The sequence below is a fragment of the Petralouisia muris genome (genome assembly GCF_004793545.1).
Taxonomy (GTDB): domain Bacteria; phylum Bacillota; class Clostridia; order Lachnospirales; family Lachnospiraceae; genus Petralouisia; species Petralouisia muris.
This window is the reverse complement of the sequence record NZ_SRYA01000082.1, coordinates 1-19,379: the sequence shown is the minus strand read 5'-3', so window position 1 is coordinate 19,379 and position 19,379 is coordinate 1. Positions and strand designations below refer to the sequence as shown.

The window sequence follows — 19,379 nt, the reverse complement described above, 5'->3', positions numbered from 1 at the left end:
CCGGGCTGTCATGCAAGGTCTGCCGGTAGGCAAGCCGGGCATTGGCCCTGGCTGATCTCTGCTGTAATTTTGCCACCCTGCGGTACGGCGCCGTCTTATGCCTGTGATATGCCATGCGTAGCCCCGATTCGCTTACAAGCTCGGTGCGGTGGGCCGCTTTAATGCCGACATTTTCATTCTCTGCCTGATAAATCTTTTTATGGGCGTAACCCACCGCCATATTTGCGCCGGCCTTTACCGGGCGCATCGGAACGGGACCCTTGACATGGGCCCGCTGGGATTTCACCTCCTTTTCAAATTTCAGGCGCTTTTTGGCCTTGCCCGTATCGGGATCAGAAGATGTTTCCATCCGCAGCTTACGGCGGGCAGGAAGGCGGTTTTCCGCCTGTTCCAGTTTTTCCGCTGTCCGTTCTGCCTTCCGTCGGGCTTTCGTGAGCTTCTTATCCGCCGTCTCCGGCGGGAGCTCGTCAGCGGTAAATTCCAGCTTGGAAGTTTTTTTCGGCCCGTCCCCGGCGGTTCCTTCTGCCTGCGCCGCCTGTTCCCCGGCCTGTGCCGTCTCCCGGAAGCGCTGCTGGTATTTATTGCCATGCTGCCGTGTCCGGTTCCGGCGTCCTGCCTGGCCGGATTTTTCTTCCCCCTTCTGTGCCCCGGCGTTTTCCTGAAATAGTTTCCCATACCGGGAATCCGTACCTTTCGGACCGTGTTCTGCAAAAGCTGTCTGTCTGGAATTCTCCTGTGGGGATTCTTCCTGCCTGAAATTCTGGTAAGCGGCATTGCGCCTCCCTGGGCTCTCCTGGCTGAAATCTGCTTGTCTGGGTTCTTCCTGCCTGAAATTCTGGTAAGCGGCATTGCGTCTCCCTGGGCTCTCCTGGCTGAAATCTGCTTGTCTGGGTTCTTCCTGCTTGAAATTCTGGTAAGCAGCATTGCGCCTCCCTGGGCTCCCCTGACTGAAATCCGCCTGTCTGGGTTCCTCCTGCCGGGAATCCCGGAAAACGGCATTGCCCTGTGCCTGGCTGCCCCGCCCGGAATCCTTTGGCCCGGTTTCCGGTGCGTATGGCTCTGATCCGGTTGGTTCCTGTCCGGGAAAAACCTGAATAGGAGAATCCTGTGCTGCCGTATCACTGTTTTCGCAACCGGCAAATATATCTGATCCATAAGTTTCCGTCTGCACCGGCGCCGCCTGCCTGCGGTTCCTTGAAGTGCCGGAAGAAGGGGCGTCCCTTGCCCGGCGCAGGTCATAATCCGGCTCTCCCTGCCGGGCCGCCATGCGGTCCTCCCCGTGGGAATCCCGCGCCGGCATCCGGGCATCTTTCTGTTTCCTCTGAAAATTCCTGTCACGCGCCATTGTCCTCACCTCCAATCGCTTTCAGGGTATTTTTGTTTCCTCATGCCTTCGTCCCCGCCACTTCATCAGGCCGTGTTGTAAGTACGCTGTACAGCAGGGTATCCTTCGGAAAATGATCGACAAAGGGGATAATCACATTCCCGAAGAACAGAAGCCCCTCGCCGGGGCCGGAATGGGTCACATAGGAAAGCTGGTGCGGGGAAATCCCCAGCTGCTTCGCCAGAATCTGCCGGTCCCCCTGGGCCTGGTTCAGCATGTAGATAAAATCCGAGTTCTCAAAGATATTCTCGATCTCACGGGAGGCCAGCAGGTCCTTCACGTTCTGCGTCAGGCCGCTCGGTATGCCGCCCCATTTCCTGAACCGTTTCCAGATTTCCACGCTGAAACTTCCGGTCTGGCCTTTCAGAAGGAGATGGAATTCGTCAACATAGAACCAGGTCGTCTTATGCTTGGAGCGGTTGGCCGTGACACGGTTCCACACGGCATCCTGCATAATCAAAAGGCCGATCTCTTTCAGGGCCTTGCCCAGAGACTTTAACTGGAAGCAGAGTACCCGGTGGTTGTTCATATCAATGTTGGACCTGTGATTGAATACATTCAGGGAGCCGTTGACGTAGATTTCCAGCGCCGTGGCGATATTCTGCGCCTCCGGCTCGGACTGTTTCAAAAGCAGCCCGTACAGGTCTCCCAGGACCGGCATATTCTCCGGGCGCGGGTCCTGCAGATAATCCCGGTACACCAGCCTTGTACAGCGGTCAATAATGGTCCTCTCAATCGGGGAAAGCCCCTCCTTGCCGCCAATCACCAGGTCGCACAGGGACAGGATAAAATCGCTTTTCAGCGTGATGGGGTTTTCATCATCCGAATAGTCCAGGTTAATGTCCATCGGATTGATATAGTTGGTGGAAGTCGGGGAAATGTCAATGACCTGCCCCTGGGCGCCGAACTGCTGTACTAAAGGCCCGTACTCATTTTCCGGGTCTGCAATGATGATGTCATCCTCCGTTAAAAGGAACACATTGACGATCTCACGCTTTGCCGAGAAAGACTTGCCGCTGCCCGGCGTGCCTAAGAACAGGCCGTTGGGGTTCTTTAAGTTCTTGCGGTTCGCCATGATCAGGTTGTTGCTTAAAGCGTTCAGGCCATAATAAAGCGCCTCGCCCTCCTGGAACAGCTCGCAGGTCGTGAACGGCACGAAAATGGCGGTGCTGCTGGTCGTAAGTCCACGCTCAATCTCAATCTGGTTCAACCCTAAGGCAAGAGAGGACATAAGGCCTTGTTCCTGCTGGAAGTCCAGACGTTTCAGGGCACAGTTATATTTCTGCGCAATACCGGAAGCAGAAAGGATGTCATTGAACAGCTTCTGCCGTTTGTGAGCGATATTCTCCACCAGCACCGTCACAAGAAACATGCGCTCATTCCGGCTCTGCAAATCCTGTAAAAGATTCTTTGCTTCTTCGCCGTAGGTGGCAAGGTCCGTAGGTATGATGTCCATGTCATACCCGGCGCGGACCGCTTTTTTCTGTTCCTCAATGGTCATTTTCTGCAGATCGGACATCTTGCGCTTGATGTTCTTGATCGCCTGGGCCTGGTCGATAGACTGGATATGCAGGTTTACTGTCACGGCATCGTCCAGGTCAAGCAGCTCCGCCAGCAGCCGGTCCGTCAGCTCCGGCGCTAAAATCTGCAAAAAAGACACCGCCCCGAAATGGTCGGCTACCCGGAAAGTCTTTCCGTCATTTGAGAACGACAGGCCGGAGGGCGAAATAAAATCCTTTGTGGAAAGCCCGGTTTTCGGCAGGTCCGCCCAGGTAAAATGAAACTTTTCCTGCCCGTCCGGGTGGAGCTGGCTGTGAAGAACCTCCAGGCGTTCCAGCCCATTAAGTGGCTTTGCATGCGCTCCCAGGGCTTTGAAATTCGCCAGCACATCGGCCTCGATCCGCTCCAGGCGCATCTTCGCGGTGCGAAGGTCGTCGGCCTCAATGCCGAAAGTGATATATTTCCGCTTGGTAAGGCCGTTGTTGCCTTTTTGGAGCTGGCCCTTTAACATATCCCCATACTCCCTGCGGATTCCGTCATATTCGTCGCCGCGGATGGGGATGTCGATACTGCGGGCGAAATCCTGCATATTTGCACGCTGGTTGATGAAGGTAAGCTGCACATGGATCGAAGCGTCAAAATAATTGAGAAAATCACAGTAGCCCTCAAAAATCTGCGCTTTATCATCCGCCTGTGCAAGCTGGTAGTTAATATCAAAAAACTGCACCGTTTTGGTGTAGAGCTTATCCGTCAGCCGGCAGATTCCATCCCGGTACATTTCCTTATAGGGAATACTCTGCTGGACCGTCTGCGGGGCGTCCGTTTTCAGCCCGGCAAAAAAGCCGCCCTTTTTAGGCGGCCTGGTGCGGACAGTCTTATTTCCGCTTGTCTTTGCGTCGGCCCTGGCCTTTTTTGCCTGCCTGATGTTTCTTTGCAGACGTTTTTCCTGGGCTTCCTGCTGTCTGGTTTTTGGCAATCCTCGTAACCTCCTTCTCTGACATGGATTTATACAAATTTTCCGTCCGGTATGGCCGTTTCTTCGGCCAGAGCTTATAGCGGAGCCTGTTTTTCAGAAGTTTCTCCGCCGACTGCCCGTCCCGCTCATACATGGCGAAAAAGAAAAAGGGCATCATAATCCCGATCATCATCAGCACCGCCGCCGAATTGCCGACAGCGCCGCGGGTAAGGAAATATATCGGCAGCCCCACCAGCGCGGCCAGGCTGAAACAAATAAGCTGACGCTTCGTCAGGTTGAACGCCAGCTTGGTCTTGACTTTCGTTAAGTCTTTGGGTACAGGTACATAGGGCATGTAAATTCACCTCCATTCATGCTGTATATCACTTATTCCGTTCCTGCATCGTGATTGTGGATTCCACTTCATTGCCCCACACATCCCAGCCGGGGGTCTGCTGCCTCGCAAAAAGTTCTACCCTGGGCTGGTCGCCCATGAGCCTTACGATCTTATCCCGTACCTCATCCGGTTTCTTACTGTGCTGCTCAATATGGGAGACCACAAACTGGTGGATTCCCGCGCACTGGCGTTTCGGGCGCCCGCGTGTCGCCAGAAGGCATACCTCGGCGTTGCTCCGGGTCCAGAACCCCATCCCGTAAAACCAGGAATCCGCTTTCCGGTTCTGTTTGAGCCAGAGGAAGGCCAGCGTCTTATATTTGAACCCCCATGCTTCGATCACCCGGAACGCCTCGTTAAGCTGTGGGAAGGTTGCCCATAGGAAAAGCGCACTGTCTTTGGCCGCAAGGTCTGCAACCGGCAGCGCGCATATATCGTCCATGCTCATGGTAGGGTAGTGGTTTTCAGCCACCCCGTTGCCGCGTTTCATATCATAGCGCCAGGGCGGGTCCGCGTACACGATGCCATATTTTCCGGCCTCCGCCATTACCGGGCCTGCTCATTCTTGGCCGGGGCGGATTTTGCCGGGGGCGTCTTGACCTTGCCGGCATTTTCTTTCAGCGCGCCGGTCAGGGAAGGCTTCTCCGCCGCCCCCTTTGTCGCTTCAAGGGTGGCCTGCAGGTTTTCAATCGCCTGGCCGTACCCTCCGATCAGGGCGTCATTAAGCTGCCTGCGGAAATCCGCCGTCACCGGCCAGCAGACATCCCTCCATTTTCCCTGCTTATCCTGGGTGGAGGGCATATTGACATACAGGCCGTTCTCGCCGGAGCAGATACGGAAGCCGTCGATCTTGAAACAGTCCCCAATCGTCACATTGGCGAAAGCCAGAAGGTTCCCCATCGGGGCAATCGGGCGTACCGTTACATCCAGCTTCAAACCCTCGCCCGCCTGGGCCTCCGGCTGCATGGTTTCATGGTTGGTCTTACTCATATAGAAAAATCCTCCTTCTTGTTAAAATAGGTCGGTTACACACTAATGCGAGTTAAAAATACTTTTGGATAGCGAGCCTGTCTTAAACAGGGCAAAGGCCAGCAGGACCGTATAGCCTGCCGTGCCCCAGATCGCGCCGTGGATGTCGCCGGAAGAAGGGATTGACTGGACCAGCACCGCATAGATCGCGACGCAGACCATAATCAAAAACCCCTGGAAACCCAAAGCAAACAGGGAACGCAGGTAATTCGTCCCCATCTGCCCCCATTCACGGTTTGCCATTGTGGAAAACGGTATGGGTGCCAGGCTGACCGTGAGATATATTTCAATCATGCGGCCATACACAATGACAAAGATCACGATGGACAACACCCACATGCACAGGTTGATAATGTTGGTCTCCAGCCACAGGCCGATCAGTTCCCACATCCCCATTGCTTCAAGCTGCGTTTCCAGGTCGGCCAGCGCGGCGGTAACATCCATGCTCCCGTTTATCACGCCGGAACTTTGATTCACCACATGCTGGGCGACGTCAAACACCGCCATGACGATAGTAAAGCAGTTGGTGAGCAGGTATGTGGCAACAAAGGTTTTGAAAATCCACTTGAAGATGTTGAACGTATCAAAATCGTGCATGTTGTTCTTTTCCAGGATCATCTGGATCAGTTCATAGACAAGAACAAAAGTCAGGATGATTCCCGCAATGGGAATGACGACGGTTTCAGAAAGATTCTGGATCATGCTGAACACGCCGCCATTCCACCCCTGCGGTGTCTGGCCTACCTGTGAGGCCACATCCGAGACCTGGCTGTTGACGGACTCAAAGATACCGGTGTATTGTCCTGTGATCGCTTCAATCAAGCCCTCTTTAATCCAGTCTGTTATCCATTCAAACAGACTGCCCATCGGCTATTAACCGAACAGGCCGGAGAGCAGCGGGATCAGCGTGGCACCCACCAGCGCAATACCTCCGCCAGCCATAAGCTGTTTCATCCGTTTTTGTTCACACCGGGTCGCTGCCCCGGTGCGGCCCCACTTCAAAAGAAGCGGACACCCCATGCTTTCACATGGGCGCAGACTATATCTTCACCCGCATGGAGCGGGGCAGGCTGCTTCGGGCCGCTCGGCCCTACTCCTGTAAAGGATAGTCGTTGAACCTTCCCCTGTTCGGGGCTTGGCTGCTGATCGCCCATTGTCCCGGCGTTTAGGTTCGCACCCTGCGCCATCCGTGCGTTTTTTTCCGCTTTCGCCACCGTCACATCCGGGCATGTTTCATCCCCATGTTTTGGTACGCACGGCTTTAGGGGTTCCCAGCAATTCAGCCTGTTGCCGTATGGACTTCCACCATACGCTGCACGGCAATTACTTGTCCGTGGAGGGCGTAGCTTACCCCTGCGACTTGGCTCCGGGATTGTCATTGCCATAACCCTCCAGAAGGTTGATGACGCCCCATGCGCCGAGGCCGGCACCCAGAGCAATCACCAGAATTTTCAAAGTATCAATCGCACTTGCAAAAAAAGCCATAAAGTTGTCCTCCTTTAATTTGAGAAATGTTGGTTTTGTGGTATGGCCGTATCTGGCCGGAAACGAAAAAACGCCCCTGTGCTTTAAGAAAATCTGCATAAAGCACAGGGGCGGCATAGTCCAGGAGCATCCTGGAAAGGTATACAGTTGTCAGGGAGGGGCGCGAATCCTCAATAGAACCTCCTTCCGGTGAAAAGAAAAAGCCCGCCAAAGCCAGAGACTTTAACAGGCAGCTACATCATCATACAGCCGGCGCCTCCAAATCCTCCGCCGTGACCTCATAATTGCGGTACAGCTCCCCAGGGCTGACGGGCAGCCTGGTTGAGAGGAATCTTTCAATGTCAAAAGCATTTTTAGGGGCATAATCCGACAGGTATTTATAATTCGGGTGTTTCGTAATATCGTACTTGCGGGAGAGGAAGGGCCGGACGCCCCTAATCTGCAGGAGGCATTTCCCGCCGTCCATCACGGCCAGCTCGTCCACCGACATCAAATCCTTTCCCAATTTCTGAAAATTCTGTCCGTGGGATTCCTGATTTCCTTTGGTGACGCTGGTGTTATACATATCGATGGTCTCTTTTCCCAGCAGGGAATTCCAGCTTTTCAGCGTGGTTTCCTCCTTGCCTCCCAGGAAAAGGGAAGCGTCACAATTCCCGATGATGGTGTCCATGTTGTCCTTATAGAGCGCCTTTAGCTGGCTCTGCGCCTGCAATACCAGGCAGGCTGAAATCTCCCTGGAACGGATCGTCGCCATCAGCTTTTCCAGGTTCGGAATCTGCCCGATATTGGCGGCCTCGTCGATCAGGCACCGCACATGTACCGGCAGCCTGCCGCCGTACCTGTCATCGGCACGCTCGCACAGTAGATTGAACAACTGCGTATAGGCCATGCTGACAAGGAAATTGTAGGGTAGGAAAGTGCCGCCTTGCCGTATTTCTAGGGTAGGTCTGCACAGTCCCCCCTCAGAACCGTGCTTACAACTCTCGCTGTACACGGCTCCGTCTTTGCTTGGTCAATAAAAAACTCATTGGTTGTGAATCTTGATATGGCACTGTTTGCATACTACAAGAGTTTTTCGCCGTTTGGCTATCATCGCACGCTCCCAATCCTCTTTTCCTTTCAGATTTTTGAGTTTGTTGATGTGATGAACCTCATAGCAGTCACTTTCGGTTGTGCCACACAATTCACAAGTGTGTGCCTTTAGTCGCTTTTCAAACGTATTTACCGACATTCTGTATATCTGCGTTGCATAGGTAATTCTATCGGTAGGGTTCTTCACGTTTTTACTGTCAGCATATTTGGCAAAATAACATCTTTTCAGCCCCTGCTTTGTTTCATATGGGATACCCCATTCGCCTTTGCCGTCCTTAAACTTTCTTATCATTTTAGGTACAGAACTTCTATGCTTATTGGCAAGGGTTCGCAAGCAGCTATATTCCATCAGGTATGCCAGATAGCATAATCTGTTGAAATTGCTCGCCAGACTGTAGTAATTGCATATCCCCCGCAACTCGCTGTTATAGCTTGACACTATTTCAAGGTCTGAAAGATGCAATAGTTCCGCCCGGTGGACTGGACGTAAATTTCCATTAAGTTCCTGTATTGCGATGCCTTTTGAAAAGATAAATTTGTGGATTTTATCCGAAAGAGGAACCACAAGTTCAACTTTGTTGCTCATTGTACGTTTAGCGTGTTTCATTTTGCCGACACGCTTTACTTTTGCGTCACGCCTTACACGAATGTCATAGCCAAGGAAGCATGCATAATTATTGCTGTGGGTAATAAGCGTCTTTTCATCACTTAATTCCATTTTCAGTGCCTGTCCGATAAACTCGGCAAGTTTTCGCTTGATTTCCATACAGTCTTCACGGTTTCCATTCACACCGACTAAAAAATCGTCCGCATACCGTATATATTTGATTTTCTTATCGGTCTGCGATTTAGCAGGAGTTTTCAGCACCAGTTTATGGATACGTTTGTATTCATTAATCCAGTTCTGCCGTTCCTCACCGCTTGATTCGTTGATGTGCCTTCGGGCTACCGTCTGTTTGCTTAACAATGCCCGGTATTCCGGCGTGTAGTTTTTTTCTTCATAAACATCGAAATCAGCTTTTAGCTTCATCACAAATTTATCCAGCTCATGAAGATAAATATTGGCGAGTATCGGTGAGATAATCCCGCCCTGTGGAGTTCCGCTGTATGTACCATAGTAGCGCCAATCTTCCATATATCCCGCTTTCATAAACTTGTGTATCAGCTTAATCAGCCGTGTGTCCTTGATTTTACTGTTAATCAGGCTTGCTAATACAGTGTGGTTAATGTTATCAAAACAGCCTTTAATGTCACCCTCAACGAACCACCTTGCCCCGGTAAATTCTTTTTTTAATTCAGTCAGGGCAGTATGGCAGCTTCTGTTTGGTCTGAATCCGTGTGAGCAGTTTAGAAAAACAGGTTCATATACGGCTTGCAGTACCATTCTAAGGGCTTCCTGTACCAGCTTGTCTGTGAATGTGGGTATCCCAAGCGGCCGCTTCTTTTTACTGTTTGACTTTTCAATGTAAGTTCGGCGTACCGGCTTAGGCTGATAGGTTTCATCTGCCAGCGATTTTATGATTTTTGCGATTTTTGTTTCGCTGAAACCATCTGCTGTGTCATGGTTTACCCCTTTTGTTGCCGCTCCATTATTGGCATACAGATTCCTGTACGCTTCATAATAGATGTCAGGACGCAACAGGTAACGGTATAACTTGGTGAATACTTCTTCTTTGTTACGGTTTGAGTTCTTATTGATTCTTGCTAAAATCTCCATTGTTGGTTTCATTATGAGGTTTTCCTCCCTAATCAATTTTTGATTCTAGTACGCATTGACTACGCCCCTTCGCCATGTGAGCGGCGTTACCGCTTCCGGTTTTACGGCTATCCCTGTCAGTTCAGGGTTCTCGGACTACTACGGGCGTTCCGTACCCATGCAGGATATTCAGGCTCTGCGCCATAGCCAGTTCATGGCATTCCTGTTTAGGGTATCCCCAGTTAGCACTCTGCCTTGGTAAATGTGGATTGTCGGCTCTGCTTTCGTTTCGTTAATACAGGTTCTCCTGCTTGTCACGTGTGATTGTGATAACCGTTTACTAACGTTCAAGTAGCAAACGCCACACGTCAGAGGTTACAGGCACTTTCCTCCGTCTGGACGCAACAGAAACTTGAAACTCACATTCAGTAAATCCAACTTAAACCTCATATCCACTTGGTCTTGCGGCTCAGTCGTGCCCGATTGCCTTTGGGCAACTTACCGCTTCCCTGCCGTGCTGTGTTCCCGTGTCAGCTTTCGCCTTTCGGTCAGGCAGGCGACCTCCCACGTTATCATGTGGAACAGTACCAATAATCTGCAATACAAAATGCCCTATCTGGGCGCACGAACGTCGCATCCGTATCGCTGATGATAAAGAACAGCGCCGTTTTCCTGTCCCCGACCAGGTCAAGCTCCAGCTCGTCATACATGGTGATCTCCCGGACCTCCTTAATATCGAATGGCGCCAATCTGGCGCCGCAGCTAATAAGTATGCTTTTCGCTGTCTTGCCCGCCGCTAATTTATATTTCTTATACTGGCGTAGGGCGAAGTGGTCCGGGTCCTTCTGCTCCAGCGCGTCAAACAGCAAATCCACCGCATTTTTGAAAGTCTCGTCATCCTCCCGGACCTCCATAGCGTTTATCATTTCTACCAGGGTGGAAAAATTCTGCTCGTTTGTCGGGGCCTCATAATAGATATAGCCGATCAGCGCCGTATACAGCAGGGTCTCGGCCTTGACCCAAAAATCGTCGCCGGATTTTCCTTCCCCTTTGGTATTGGCAATCAGCACCGTTACCAGTTTCAGAATATCCTTCTCGTTGTGAATGTAGGCAAAAGGGTTATAGTGCATACTTTTTGAAAAATTGATCGTATTGAATACCTTAATCTTATAAGGCTCATATACGGTTTTTCCATTCTTTCCCTTGACCGGTTTTCCGTCCTTATCGAGTTTCGGCGTGCCGCGGCTTAGCAGCTTTCCCACTTCGATCAGGACCGTACCTTTCGGATCGGTGACGACATACGAACTATGGAGCTGCATGAGGTTGGGTTTTATAAAAAATCTCGTCTTGCCGGAGCCGGAACCGCCGACTACCAGCACATTTTTATTGCGGGCATGGGCCGGATTCTTCGGCCTGCCGGACATCATAAGCCCCTCGGTCTGCGTCAGGATAATGTTGTTTTCCGGTTTCGGGTCCATAAAAGGGGCAATGTCTGTTTTGTTCCCCCACCGTGCAGAGCCGTACTCCACATCTTTGCGGTACTTTTTTGCATTTTTTCCCTTCACATATACCGCCAGCCTCACTACGGCGGCACCGCAGAGGCCGGCAAGCCAGTCCATCGCCGCACCCGGCCACATGCTCTGAAAGGCAAGTGTAAAGCCATCGGCAAGCCCTAAGAGTTTCTGTGAGGCGTCCGTTCCGGGGGCAAGGCGCACCGCCTCGCCCAGCTTCGCAAATACCAGAAGGAACAAAAGATAGGGCAGGTGGAGGATCACCTGCTTTTTTAAGGCATCCGTGTCTATCTTCATCGTTCCGGCCCTCCGTGTTCCTTGTTCTTTACCCGGTCACGGCCCAGAGCCTGCGCCAGCTCCTTGAATTTATGAAGCTGGGAGAGCAGGGACGGCCTGGTGCTCCGGGCAAGGTCTTTTTGGGTATATTCCTTAAAGGCCGCTGTCAGCGCGTCCGCCTGGTTCGCTTTGAAATAGACCGTCCACTTTGGGGGATCGGTCCCCAGCTCTTTTTCAATATGGTAGCGTACCTGGTGTTTCCTGGCGTACCGCTCAAAGGAGCGGATTCTGCCGGAGACTTCAATGGTATTCGCACCGGGGTCCCTATAGGTCAGCCGTTTCATGCTGTTCCTGCCGACTTTCGGGGTAGTGCGTTCCTGCTCCATCTTTTGGAGCACGGCGGCAACCGCGGAGCGCAGCACCCGCCCGGACAGCTTCGCCGCCTGGATGGAGACCGATACGGTCCTCTGTTCCAAATCTTCCTGCATAAGCATCCTCCTTCCTGATAAAATCTGTAATTATAAATGGGAAACAACTGTCTTACCGGGCGTCCCCGATCACCTGCTGGCGGGGTGCGTGCTCAAAGGCTTTTGCCGCCTGATCCACCTGGATTTTCGCATGTTTCAGAAGCGTCTTAATGATGGTGGCCGGGTGGTCCTGTTCCTCTAAATGAGCCACCATATCCCTGCAGCCCTCCGGGAGATATGCAGCCATATCCTTACAGGCATCCTCCAGGCCGCCCATGAATCCCCAGCAGCTATCCGACAGCTCGCCGTTTTTGTAAAGCTCAAAGCCGTAGCACTCGCCCCGCAGGTAGGAATCGTAAGCGGCCACTTCGCTGCGCATCAGGTCCTCCGCCCTTTTCCGAATAGCGCCGGTCATTTTTTCGCCGCCAAATTCCTTTAGCGCATCCTCTTTGGAAACATAAATCCATCCGACCTGCCCGCTGTCCCAGGGGTCATTGAAACTTGCGGTCTGCATGGCAAGGCCGCTGTGGTCCATCAGATAGAGGGGCAGCGTAATGTATTTTTCGGAGATCACCTTCAGCATGGCGTCATCAACCGCCCGTTCCTCCGTCTTTGGCCCGTGCCGGAACCGGCTGCTCACAATGTTTACCATGTGTTCATAGCGTTTCAGGCCCGCTTCATCATGCCCCACGGTATCTAAATACATCTCCCGCAGGAAATCGTCTTTATCCATGTAATTGTGGCTGTCACCCAGCGCGTAGCGGGGATGGAAGCAGGCCATTGTCCCAAAATGCCCGTCTACCTCACGGGGAGAGATTAAAATGTCGTCCGGCTGCACCATCAGCGCATACGGTCCCTCGACTGCCATCAGCATAAGCCATCAACTCCTTTCCGGTTCCCTGGGCTTTTTATCCGGCGCTTTCGCCCCTGCCTGCTCCGCCTGTTTCCTTGCATTGTCAAGCTGTTCCCGCACGGAAACATCCCGCTTCGCCTCCGGCGTCCCTGTGCCAAAGAAACCCGGCAGCTCCTTAAAGCCGATACTGTCCACGTAATAAGCGGTGTCTGTGCCATTCCCATGCAGGACTACCACATCAGAAACGGAAAGGGAATGGCCCTTAAAATCTTCCGGGTGGTCGATATTGAAGCGCCTGTAAATATCCTCCAGCGTTTCGCCCGGTTCCCGCTGCATGGCATAGACCATCCGGTAATTGTCCCGGCTCACGGAGAGCCCCTTGCTTTCCAGCCAGTCCAGGGACATAAAACGGAGGTTGTCTGCATTGTCCGATAAGTCAAGCTGGTAAATGGAATAAGCGCTGATCCCATATTCTTTTTCATAGGAAGAAATACGCTCCAGAAGCGGCACCGTTTCTCCCTCCATGTGTTCCTCATGTTCAAATGCCGCCAGCCTCATGCGGATTTTCCCGGTATCTCCTGAAAGCAGCTCGTCCGCCATGCGCTCTTTTTCCGCATGGGAATCCGGGTACAGGCCTGCATAGGCCCCGCTGTTCTGCCTGAAAAATTCATCCAGGTCGAAAGCCAGGTCCGTGGATTCGTCAAGCCTTATGTCATCCCTGCCCGGTTCCTCCATGGCAGGGGCCGGCTGCTGTTTTTCCTCCGGCGGGAGGGGCTGCTTCACCGCAACGATCTCACCCGCCAGCCGGTAAAATTTCTCCGGGTATTTGAACTGTTCCTTATACTGCTCCATGAAATAATCAGGAAGGTCGGCAAAACTTTCCTCGCCGAGACCGGCTATGAAAAAGGTGCCTGCCATGATCTCGATCATCTCGCCGTCCAGGTTGTAGATTGCCCTGTTCAGGGGCAGCCCGTTTATTTTCCCTTCATCATTGCAGACAATCGCGACAGGCTCCGCATAAGGGTAGTAGCCCTCTATGCCGCCCCCGACTGCCTCCTGCATGGATTTGAGGCTCCCGTCCAGCTCGGCCTCATAAGGCGCTTTCCCCGGCTCTATCATCAACACTTTCAAATCTGCATATCCTCCTTCCTTTTCGTTGGCGCCTTCGCCTCTGCCGCAGCCTTTTCCTGTGCCCTCGACGCAGACAGCTTTCCCAGCACGGAGGGCTTTTCCTCTTTTCCGGGCGCAGGAATGGCGCTCTCCGAAACTTCGGCGGCATGGTCTGGTTTTACCGGTTCCCGGCCCTCCACTGTATATCCGGGGAGAAGCACGCCATTGACCGTAAAACAGTTCTCATGCTCTTTCGGAATGGGCGGTGAAATCTCCGCGAACAGATGGGAATAGGCTTTCTTTCTCCCATCCAGATACTTCTCGGCGGCGGCCTTGTCCGTGTAGCGTTTCTTGTCCTGTCCTGCAAGATGGATGCTGTAGCCCTCCCTGGGTGAATTCAAATACAAATCCCAGGTCACATACCAGGCAACCGGGACACTCTGCTTTATTTCCCTGTCATATCTGGTATCTTCCCTGATCCGGCAGAACATCTTATAAACCCGGTTGCTGATCTCCATCCAGCCATTGTTGTTGGAAAAGGGCTGCCAACTGTTCCCGGTATGCTTTACCTCCGGGGTGCGTAAGTATGCCAGCGCCCGGTCAAGCCGCTGCGTGACCGCCGCCTGCTGTTCCCATTGCTTTGCTGCCGCCACCACGATGTCATAGGCTTTCTTTTCTCCTTCAATGCTGTCCTGGCGTATGGTCTGTATCGTTTCTGCACCCTGTGCAATCAACGGTGAAATATCCATGTTCTCACATGATACTGTATGTTCTACCCGGAGCTTGTAGCCTTCCGACAGGTCCCCGGAGCGGTGCACCCGGTAATCTTTGTTTTCCTCCAATCTTTCCACCTCCTTAAATCTCCGGCGTATGGCTCTTTTTCGGAGCTGCCTGAGCCGGGGGAGTTTTTTCTGCCGGTTTCGCCGCTGCAAGCTGCGCCATGACCGAAGGCCGGTCCGCCGTAAATATGGAAATCTGTTCACTCTCCGCCAGTGGCCGCGCCGGCAACGGCAGTGTCACCTCCGAATGGGTAAGTATCTGCTCCCGTTTCAGGTCTGCCACGATCTCGTCAAACACGGCATTGATAGCCCGCCGTTCCTCACCCTCCGGGAAGGCTTTCAGGACTGACATTTCTCCGCTTTTTTCTGTCACGAAGGTAACGGCGCAGTCTGCATGGCCCGCCAGATAATCGGAACTGTAAGGCAGCTTATCCTTAATGTAACAGGCAAAAGCCCTGGCGGTCATTTCCGTATTGCTGTCCCAATAGCCGCCGTCCTTTTCGCACTCCTTACCCATGCGCACGGAATTCCGGTAAAAATCGGTTTCCACCCGCCCGATCTGCGGTGCCTCCTGTGCCTGCATCCCGGACAGCATGTGCTCGAATATTTCCAGCCGTTCCCGCTCACTTTTGGGGATCACCCGCCCGGTGACAGACTTCTTGAAAGCGCTGATCTGTTCCACGGAACCGGCCTCGCCGGACAGAAACGCCTCCCTGAGAACCGCGTAGGTTTCCATCTGTTCCTCACTGCCATGCCGTTTCAGGGAACCGAGCACCGCAGAATCCAGCCAGCCTGCCGCATTTTTCCGGGTACGCTCTGTCTGCGCTTCGGTACGGGCTGCCGCCTGCTCCGGTGTCTCCGGCTTATATTTCATGGTATCAATCAGCTTCTGGAACGGCGCATAGAGGCGGGGCTGTTCCGAGAGCATCCCCTTTGCGCCCATCTTGGTCCCCAGGTAATCGTCAAACCCGTGCCACCATTCATGGGCCAAAGAGCCGGCCCCGTGCATCTTCGTGAGATTGATAACCTTGCGAAGCGGTTCATAGTGGGCCGCCGCGTTCCCGCTGCCCCTGGCGCCGAAAGCGATAGCAAGCGTTCCCTGATAGGCAATATCTTTATCACTGATCTGCAAGGCCGACGCCAGATCCTTCAGCGCCTCAAAGCCCATGTTGAGGGAAGCCTGCCGGTCATTCTGGTTCATCCAGTTTCCAAATTCGCCGCCGCGGAATCCGAAGGTATCAAGGTAGTGCTGCCCGGTAATCTCCATGCCGCTGCGGTAATCTGGCCCGGTCCGCCGCACATGGGAAAGCTGGGGAGGCACAAACCGCGTCTTTCCGCTTTTGCTGCGGCCTTTTGCAAGTTCCTGCACCCATTTCAGGGCAGCCTCCCGCGATTCAAAGTTTGTCTGCAAGATGGAATAGCCCTTCGTCACATAATAAGTATCAGGTTTCCAGTCATTATTTTTGGAATAAGTATTCTTCCCGTCGTTGAAATGGATCGCATAGCCCTTCGGCACCTTCTGGTCTTTGGAAACGCCGAACTGTTCTTTCTGCGCTTTCTGTGTGAAGTTACGCTCAAAATACCCGGCAGAGCGGATCATCAGGGCATTGGACAGCTTGTTTGTAATGGCCGGGTTCTCCCGGCCCTTTTCCGTCGCCTGGTAATGGATGCCGCTGCCCCAGCCCTGCACCTGTTCCAGATATCCGTTTTCCACAAAGAAACGGTCATAGGCCTTCATTGCGTCCTCCACGGTGCGCACCTCCGAGACCGCGCTTTGCAGCTCCCGTACCGTCTGGATATATTCTTTTTGTCTTGCAAAGCGCTTTTCCGGCGTGTCGTCCCTGCGGTAATACTGCGGGGAGGCATTCAGCCCGTCCCTCGCCTTTTTGATAAAATAGACCACGCCAAGGGGAATCCCGTCATCAAGCATGGCCGTATAATCCGGTTTCTTCCAGATATTATCTTTTTTTACGAATTTCTCGGCTTCACGCTCATTCATGGCGTCCAGATCGTTCACATAGAGCCCCCGGTCCTTCCATAAATCTTTTTTTGCACCGCCGATCTTTTCCCCAAAATCTTCATGCTGTATATTGTCAGCCAACCAGTATCACCTCCAGTCATAAAAAATCACCGCTCCGGGGATGGGCGGCGTCCCTGTATTTTATTAAGTTGCGTATGTATTCCCATGAGCCGGTCCGTCTCCCTGCGGACCAGCCGGTCAAGTGCGCCCAGGTCCTCCGGGGTAACGGCAAACTCCCGGTAATTCTCATACCAGAGGCCCGCCCGGACAGCCGCAACAGGCGCGACTTTCTCCGATCTTCCGGGCAGGAGGCGGTAGACCGGGGCCCCGTCAAGAAGCAACTGTTTGGCTGTCCCCAGGGGTATGCGGTACATATCTGTGTCCGGGTTCTGCGCCTCCTCCATATACTCCACATTCAGGCGTTCCTCCAAATCCTGGGGCATATAGGAAAATGCCTGCTCCTTCCATTGGCTAAACCGGTTAGAATAGCGGTACTGCCATTCCGTCACCTGCTCCGGCGCATAGAGGTAGCGCCAGGTTTTCAGGGCGTCCTTTTCGCACGGCTCCATTGATTCCCATTTTTCAATTCCTGCCTCCGCCTTCGTGCCGTCCCGGTATTCCATGCTGACGCCGTAAGGGTAGAGGGTATTTCTTTCTATGTCCTGCCGCAGCGTGTCAAGGTCCATCATCAGGACATCCCCATACGGGCGCCCGTCCTCCCTTCGTTCCGTGTGGAACAGGAAAGCCCTGGCGGCGGGGTATTCTGTCATGGCGGCCATCCGGTAAAGCTCCGCCGAAGGACAGTAGGCAAGCAGCGCATCCGATAGCCACATATGTTTTTTCCCCATGACAGCGATAGAATCCGGCCCGGTGTTGGCTGCCAATGTGTGCAGGTTGAATTCACTTTCCCGCAGGAAATCCCCGGCGAGGATATGGAGCTCATAGGCAAATACGCCTAAATCCGTATCGCGGACTAAGTGAATCTGTGGAAGCGCATCATCTTTCATTGTGACCTGTGCCATTTAAAGATTCCCCCCATCTGCCGGCGGCTGCCCTCCTGCAATCTTGCCGACAATCTCCGGCCCGGTCTCGTAAATCTGCATGAGCCGCTTGGCCGTTCCGCATGGCTGAGCGGCACCGCTGGTCCAGAGCCGGACCGTGGAAGGGGCGACATTCATCAGGAGCGCAAAGCCTTTCTCGTTCATATCCAGCTTTTTCATCAGTGCCTTAACCATATCGGGGCCATAGTCCGGGCACCGGGCAGCTTCGGCGATCATCTGTAAAGCCGTGTTCTCTATGTTCATCATTTCTAAAATCCTCCTGTCAAATTGAAATAGCCGCCTGTTTCTGGCGGCATTGTTGTTGATGGCCTTTCATCTGTTCTGCAACATTGAGCAGCATTTCGTTGTAGTCCTTCCCTGTGCGGGGTGGGTTGATTCCCACCCGGATATGTCTGAACCGCTGATCTTCATGGAGCATTGCCTTGATCCTCCTGGCATTTTTAAGGCCGCCAAGGTCGTTGTCCATGTAGAGGCTGACGCGCCGGATTTCCGGGTGGCGTTTCAAAAATGCAATCAGCGCCACATGGGAAGTGCCGCCCAGGGACAGCCGGTAGCCGTCCCATTTCCAGCCTTCTAACTCCTGCAGCGTGGCATGGGAGAGGGCGTCAATGGGCGCCTCAAACACTGCAACATGCCGGCTGCCCGGATTCCGGGGTGGATAGCAGAAGCTGTATTCCTTGTCGCTGCCGTAAACATCTTTCCTAAGGCTGCCGGCAATGCTCCGCATACAGGCAAACTTTGCTTTGCCGGCTTCATCCTTTCCCACAAACACACAGACCGGCTCGCCATGATACCGCGCCTCATAGAACAGCCCGTCCCGGAAACACCGGCTGATCACATCAGAGCTGATCCCGCGCCGCTGCAAATAAGAAACGGCAGAAGTGGCGCACCGTCTGGCCCAGGGGAGGGAAAATGTTTTCTTCTCCGGTTCCTTATGCACACGGTCTGTTGCTGTTGTACTCCGATAGGCCGGCGTCTGCCGGATTTCCCCGCCTACCAGCATATGGACCGCATCCACCAGCCCGTAGCCCCGAATCTGGATCAGATAATCCAGGGCGTTGATACTCCGGCCCCGGCTGTTCCAGTACCAATACCTTTTCCCGGTCACATAAACCAGGCTGTCATGTTCCTTGTGGCGGTAATTGGGCCCGTCCCGTTTCAGCACCCCAGGCTCATGGAACTGCAGGTAAGCAAACAGGTCCGCCTCCCTCGCCGCCTGAATCTGCTCTTTGCTTACGCCGGGCATAGTGCCGGCACAGAATTTCTTTTCATCGTGCCCCGCCTCCTTTCTGTGATGAAAAAAGACGCCCGAAAGCGCCTAACAGCCGTATAGATCGTGATTGACCTCGGCACGGTAATAACTGTCCATTGTTGCCGGGGCATTATACAGCGCTGCCAGCAGGTATGCCTTGATATTCCCGACTTTTGTGGTGTTCTTGTCAATACAGTCAAAGACATACTCCAGGTGGCCGGAATTGATCTTCAGAAAACGGCCCTTTACCACCTCCCTGGGAAAATCATCCCCGGCAATACGGATATATGGGCGCTTGGACAAAACCACTTCAAGCATAAGCTCCATAGTCTCGTCTAAGCGTTCTTTCCCATAACGGGAAACCATACAGTCATACTCAATATTTTCTTTAATGATCTCGCGGTAGGCGTCTGTCAGCTCTATCCGATCCATCCTATCCGGGCGGCCTGCCGCCTCCGGCTCTGCCGGATAGATTGATTGATGGGTCCTTGATATATCCGTTTTTGATTTTTTAG

Annotated in this window: 17 protein-coding genes and 4 pseudogenes; all 21 read right to left on the bottom strand. The window is 53.1% G+C overall.

Annotated features, from left to right (window positions below; genetic code table 11):
* A pseudogene (locus E5329_RS24165) lies at positions 1–1,345 on the bottom strand (peptidase); the annotation flags it as partial.
* Between the two features lie 40 nt (positions 1,346–1,385).
* Positions 1,386–3,860: a VirB4-like conjugal transfer ATPase, CD1110 family gene (locus E5329_RS24160; RefSeq protein WP_275443685.1), complete on the bottom strand. Its 2,475-nt coding sequence runs from the start codon at positions 3,858–3,860 to the stop codon at positions 1,386–1,388.
* Positions 3,760–4,194, bottom strand: coding sequence for a PrgI family protein (locus E5329_RS24155; protein ID WP_135991847.1), 435 nt, complete (start codon positions 4,192–4,194; stop codon positions 3,760–3,762). Before E5329_RS24155 ends, E5329_RS24160 begins: the two co-directional genes overlap by 101 nt.
* A gap of 28 nt (positions 4,195–4,222) precedes the next feature.
* Positions 4,223–4,780, bottom strand: coding sequence for an MT-A70 family methyltransferase (locus E5329_RS24150; RefSeq protein ID WP_135991846.1), 558 nt, complete (start codon positions 4,778–4,780; stop codon positions 4,223–4,225).
* Positions 4,780–5,223 (bottom strand): SpoVG family protein, encoded by a 444-nt coding sequence (locus E5329_RS24145; RefSeq protein WP_016289158.1) that lies wholly within the window; start codon positions 5,221–5,223, stop codon positions 4,780–4,782. Before E5329_RS24145 ends, E5329_RS24150 begins: the two co-directional genes overlap by 1 nt.
* A 42-nt stretch (positions 5,224–5,265) precedes the next feature.
* Entirely contained in the window at positions 5,266–6,129 is an 864-nt protein-coding gene (locus E5329_RS24140) for a VirB6/TrbL-like conjugal transfer protein, CD1112 family (protein ID WP_135991845.1), read from the bottom strand.
* 6 nt (positions 6,130–6,135) lie between these two features.
* Positions 6,136–6,216, bottom strand: a complete 81-nt coding sequence (locus E5329_RS31020) for a Maff2 family mobile element protein (RefSeq protein WP_121708447.1) — start codon at positions 6,214–6,216, stop codon at positions 6,136–6,138.
* Between the two features lie 44 nt (positions 6,217–6,260).
* On the bottom strand, positions 6,261–6,647 hold the full coding sequence (locus E5329_RS24130; RefSeq protein ID WP_275443684.1) for a hypothetical protein: 387 nt from the start codon (positions 6,645–6,647) through the stop codon (positions 6,261–6,263).
* Positions 6,613–6,747, bottom strand: a pseudogene (locus tag E5329_RS24125) (Maff2 family mobile element protein); the annotation flags it as partial. The gene E5329_RS24130 and the pseudogene E5329_RS24125, both read right to left, overlap by 35 nt.
* 241 nt (positions 6,748–6,988) lie before the next feature.
* A pseudogene (locus E5329_RS24120) lies at positions 6,989–7,654 on the bottom strand (type IV secretory system conjugative DNA transfer family protein); the annotation flags it as partial.
* Positions 7,655–7,771: 117 nt separating this feature from the next.
* On the bottom strand, positions 7,772–9,568 hold the full coding sequence (locus tag E5329_RS24115; protein ID WP_135991844.1) for a reverse transcriptase/maturase family protein: 1,797 nt from the start codon (positions 9,566–9,568) through the stop codon (positions 7,772–7,774).
* A 593-nt stretch (positions 9,569–10,161) separates the two neighbouring features.
* Positions 10,162–11,343: pseudogene (locus E5329_RS24110) on the bottom strand (type IV secretory system conjugative DNA transfer family protein); the annotation flags it as partial.
* Positions 11,340–11,810 (bottom strand): PcfB family protein, encoded by a 471-nt coding sequence (locus E5329_RS24105; RefSeq protein WP_135991843.1) that lies wholly within the window; start codon positions 11,808–11,810, stop codon positions 11,340–11,342. The gene E5329_RS24105 and the pseudogene E5329_RS24110, both read right to left, overlap by 4 nt.
* A 52-nt stretch (positions 11,811–11,862) precedes the next feature.
* Positions 11,863–12,663: a hypothetical protein gene (locus E5329_RS24100; RefSeq protein WP_135991842.1), complete on the bottom strand. Its 801-nt coding sequence runs from the start codon at positions 12,661–12,663 to the stop codon at positions 11,863–11,865.
* Between the two features lie 6 nt (positions 12,664–12,669).
* On the bottom strand, positions 12,670–13,767 hold the full coding sequence (locus E5329_RS24095; protein ID WP_275443686.1) for a DUF3846 domain-containing protein: 1,098 nt from the start codon (positions 13,765–13,767) through the stop codon (positions 12,670–12,672).
* 2 nt (positions 13,768–13,769) lie between these two features.
* On the bottom strand, positions 13,770–14,603 hold the full coding sequence (locus tag E5329_RS24090) for a hypothetical protein (protein ID WP_330572328.1): 834 nt from the start codon (positions 14,601–14,603) through the stop codon (positions 13,770–13,772).
* Positions 14,604–14,607: 4 nt separating this feature from the next.
* Positions 14,608–16,632: an LPD1 domain-containing protein gene (locus E5329_RS24085; RefSeq protein WP_135991839.1), complete on the bottom strand. Its 2,025-nt coding sequence runs from the start codon at positions 16,630–16,632 to the stop codon at positions 14,608–14,610.
* A gap of 26 nt (positions 16,633–16,658) precedes the next feature.
* A complete protein-coding gene (locus tag E5329_RS24080) occupies positions 16,659–17,573 on the bottom strand; it encodes a hypothetical protein (RefSeq protein WP_275443683.1) in 915 nt (304 codons plus the stop codon).
* Positions 17,574–17,858 (bottom strand): helix-turn-helix domain-containing protein, encoded by a 285-nt coding sequence (locus tag E5329_RS24075; protein WP_135991838.1) that lies wholly within the window; start codon positions 17,856–17,858, stop codon positions 17,574–17,576.
* Positions 17,859–17,874: 16 nt separating this feature from the next.
* Entirely contained in the window at positions 17,875–18,858 is a 984-nt protein-coding gene (locus E5329_RS24070) for a DUF3991 domain-containing protein (protein ID WP_135991837.1), read from the bottom strand.
* Positions 18,859–18,930: 72 nt separating this feature from the next.
* A partial coding sequence (locus tag E5329_RS24065) for a DUF6017 domain-containing protein (protein ID WP_275443682.1) occupies positions 18,931–19,379 on the bottom strand: 449 nt, incomplete at its 5' end.

Coding starts and splice junctions, on each gene's coding strand:
- E5329_RS24155 (WP_135991847.1), bottom strand. CDS start 4,194: ATGCCCTATGTACCTGTACCCAAAGACTTAACGAAAGTCAAGACCAAG.
- E5329_RS24150 (WP_135991846.1), bottom strand. CDS start 4,780: ATGGCGGAGGCCGGAAAATATGGCATCGTGTACGCGGACCCGCCCTGG.
- E5329_RS24145 (WP_016289158.1), bottom strand. CDS start 5,223: ATGAGTAAGACCAACCATGAAACCATGCAGCCGGAGGCCCAGGCGGGC.
- E5329_RS24140 (WP_135991845.1), bottom strand. CDS start 6,129: ATGGGCAGTCTGTTTGAATGGATAACAGACTGGATTAAAGAGGGCTTG.
- E5329_RS31020 (WP_121708447.1), bottom strand. CDS start 6,216: ATGAAACAGCTTATGGCTGGCGGAGGTATTGCGCTGGTGGGTGCCACG.
- E5329_RS24130 (WP_275443684.1), bottom strand. CDS start 6,647: ATGGCAATGACAATCCCGGAGCCAAGTCGCAGGGGTAAGCTACGCCCT.
- E5329_RS24115 (WP_135991844.1), bottom strand. CDS start 9,568: ATGAAACCAACAATGGAGATTTTAGCAAGAATCAATAAGAACTCAAAC.
- E5329_RS24105 (WP_135991843.1), bottom strand. CDS start 11,810: ATGCAGGAAGATTTGGAACAGAGGACCGTATCGGTCTCCATCCAGGCG.
- E5329_RS24100 (WP_135991842.1), bottom strand. CDS start 12,663: ATGCTGATGGCAGTCGAGGGACCGTATGCGCTGATGGTGCAGCCGGAC.
- E5329_RS24080 (WP_275443683.1), bottom strand. CDS start 17,573: ATGGCACAGGTCACAATGAAAGATGATGCGCTTCCACAGATTCACTTA.
- E5329_RS24075 (WP_135991838.1), bottom strand. CDS start 17,858: ATGATGAACATAGAGAACACGGCTTTACAGATGATCGCCGAAGCTGCC.
- E5329_RS24070 (WP_135991837.1), bottom strand. CDS start 18,858: ATGCCCGGCGTAAGCAAAGAGCAGATTCAGGCGGCGAGGGAGGCGGAC.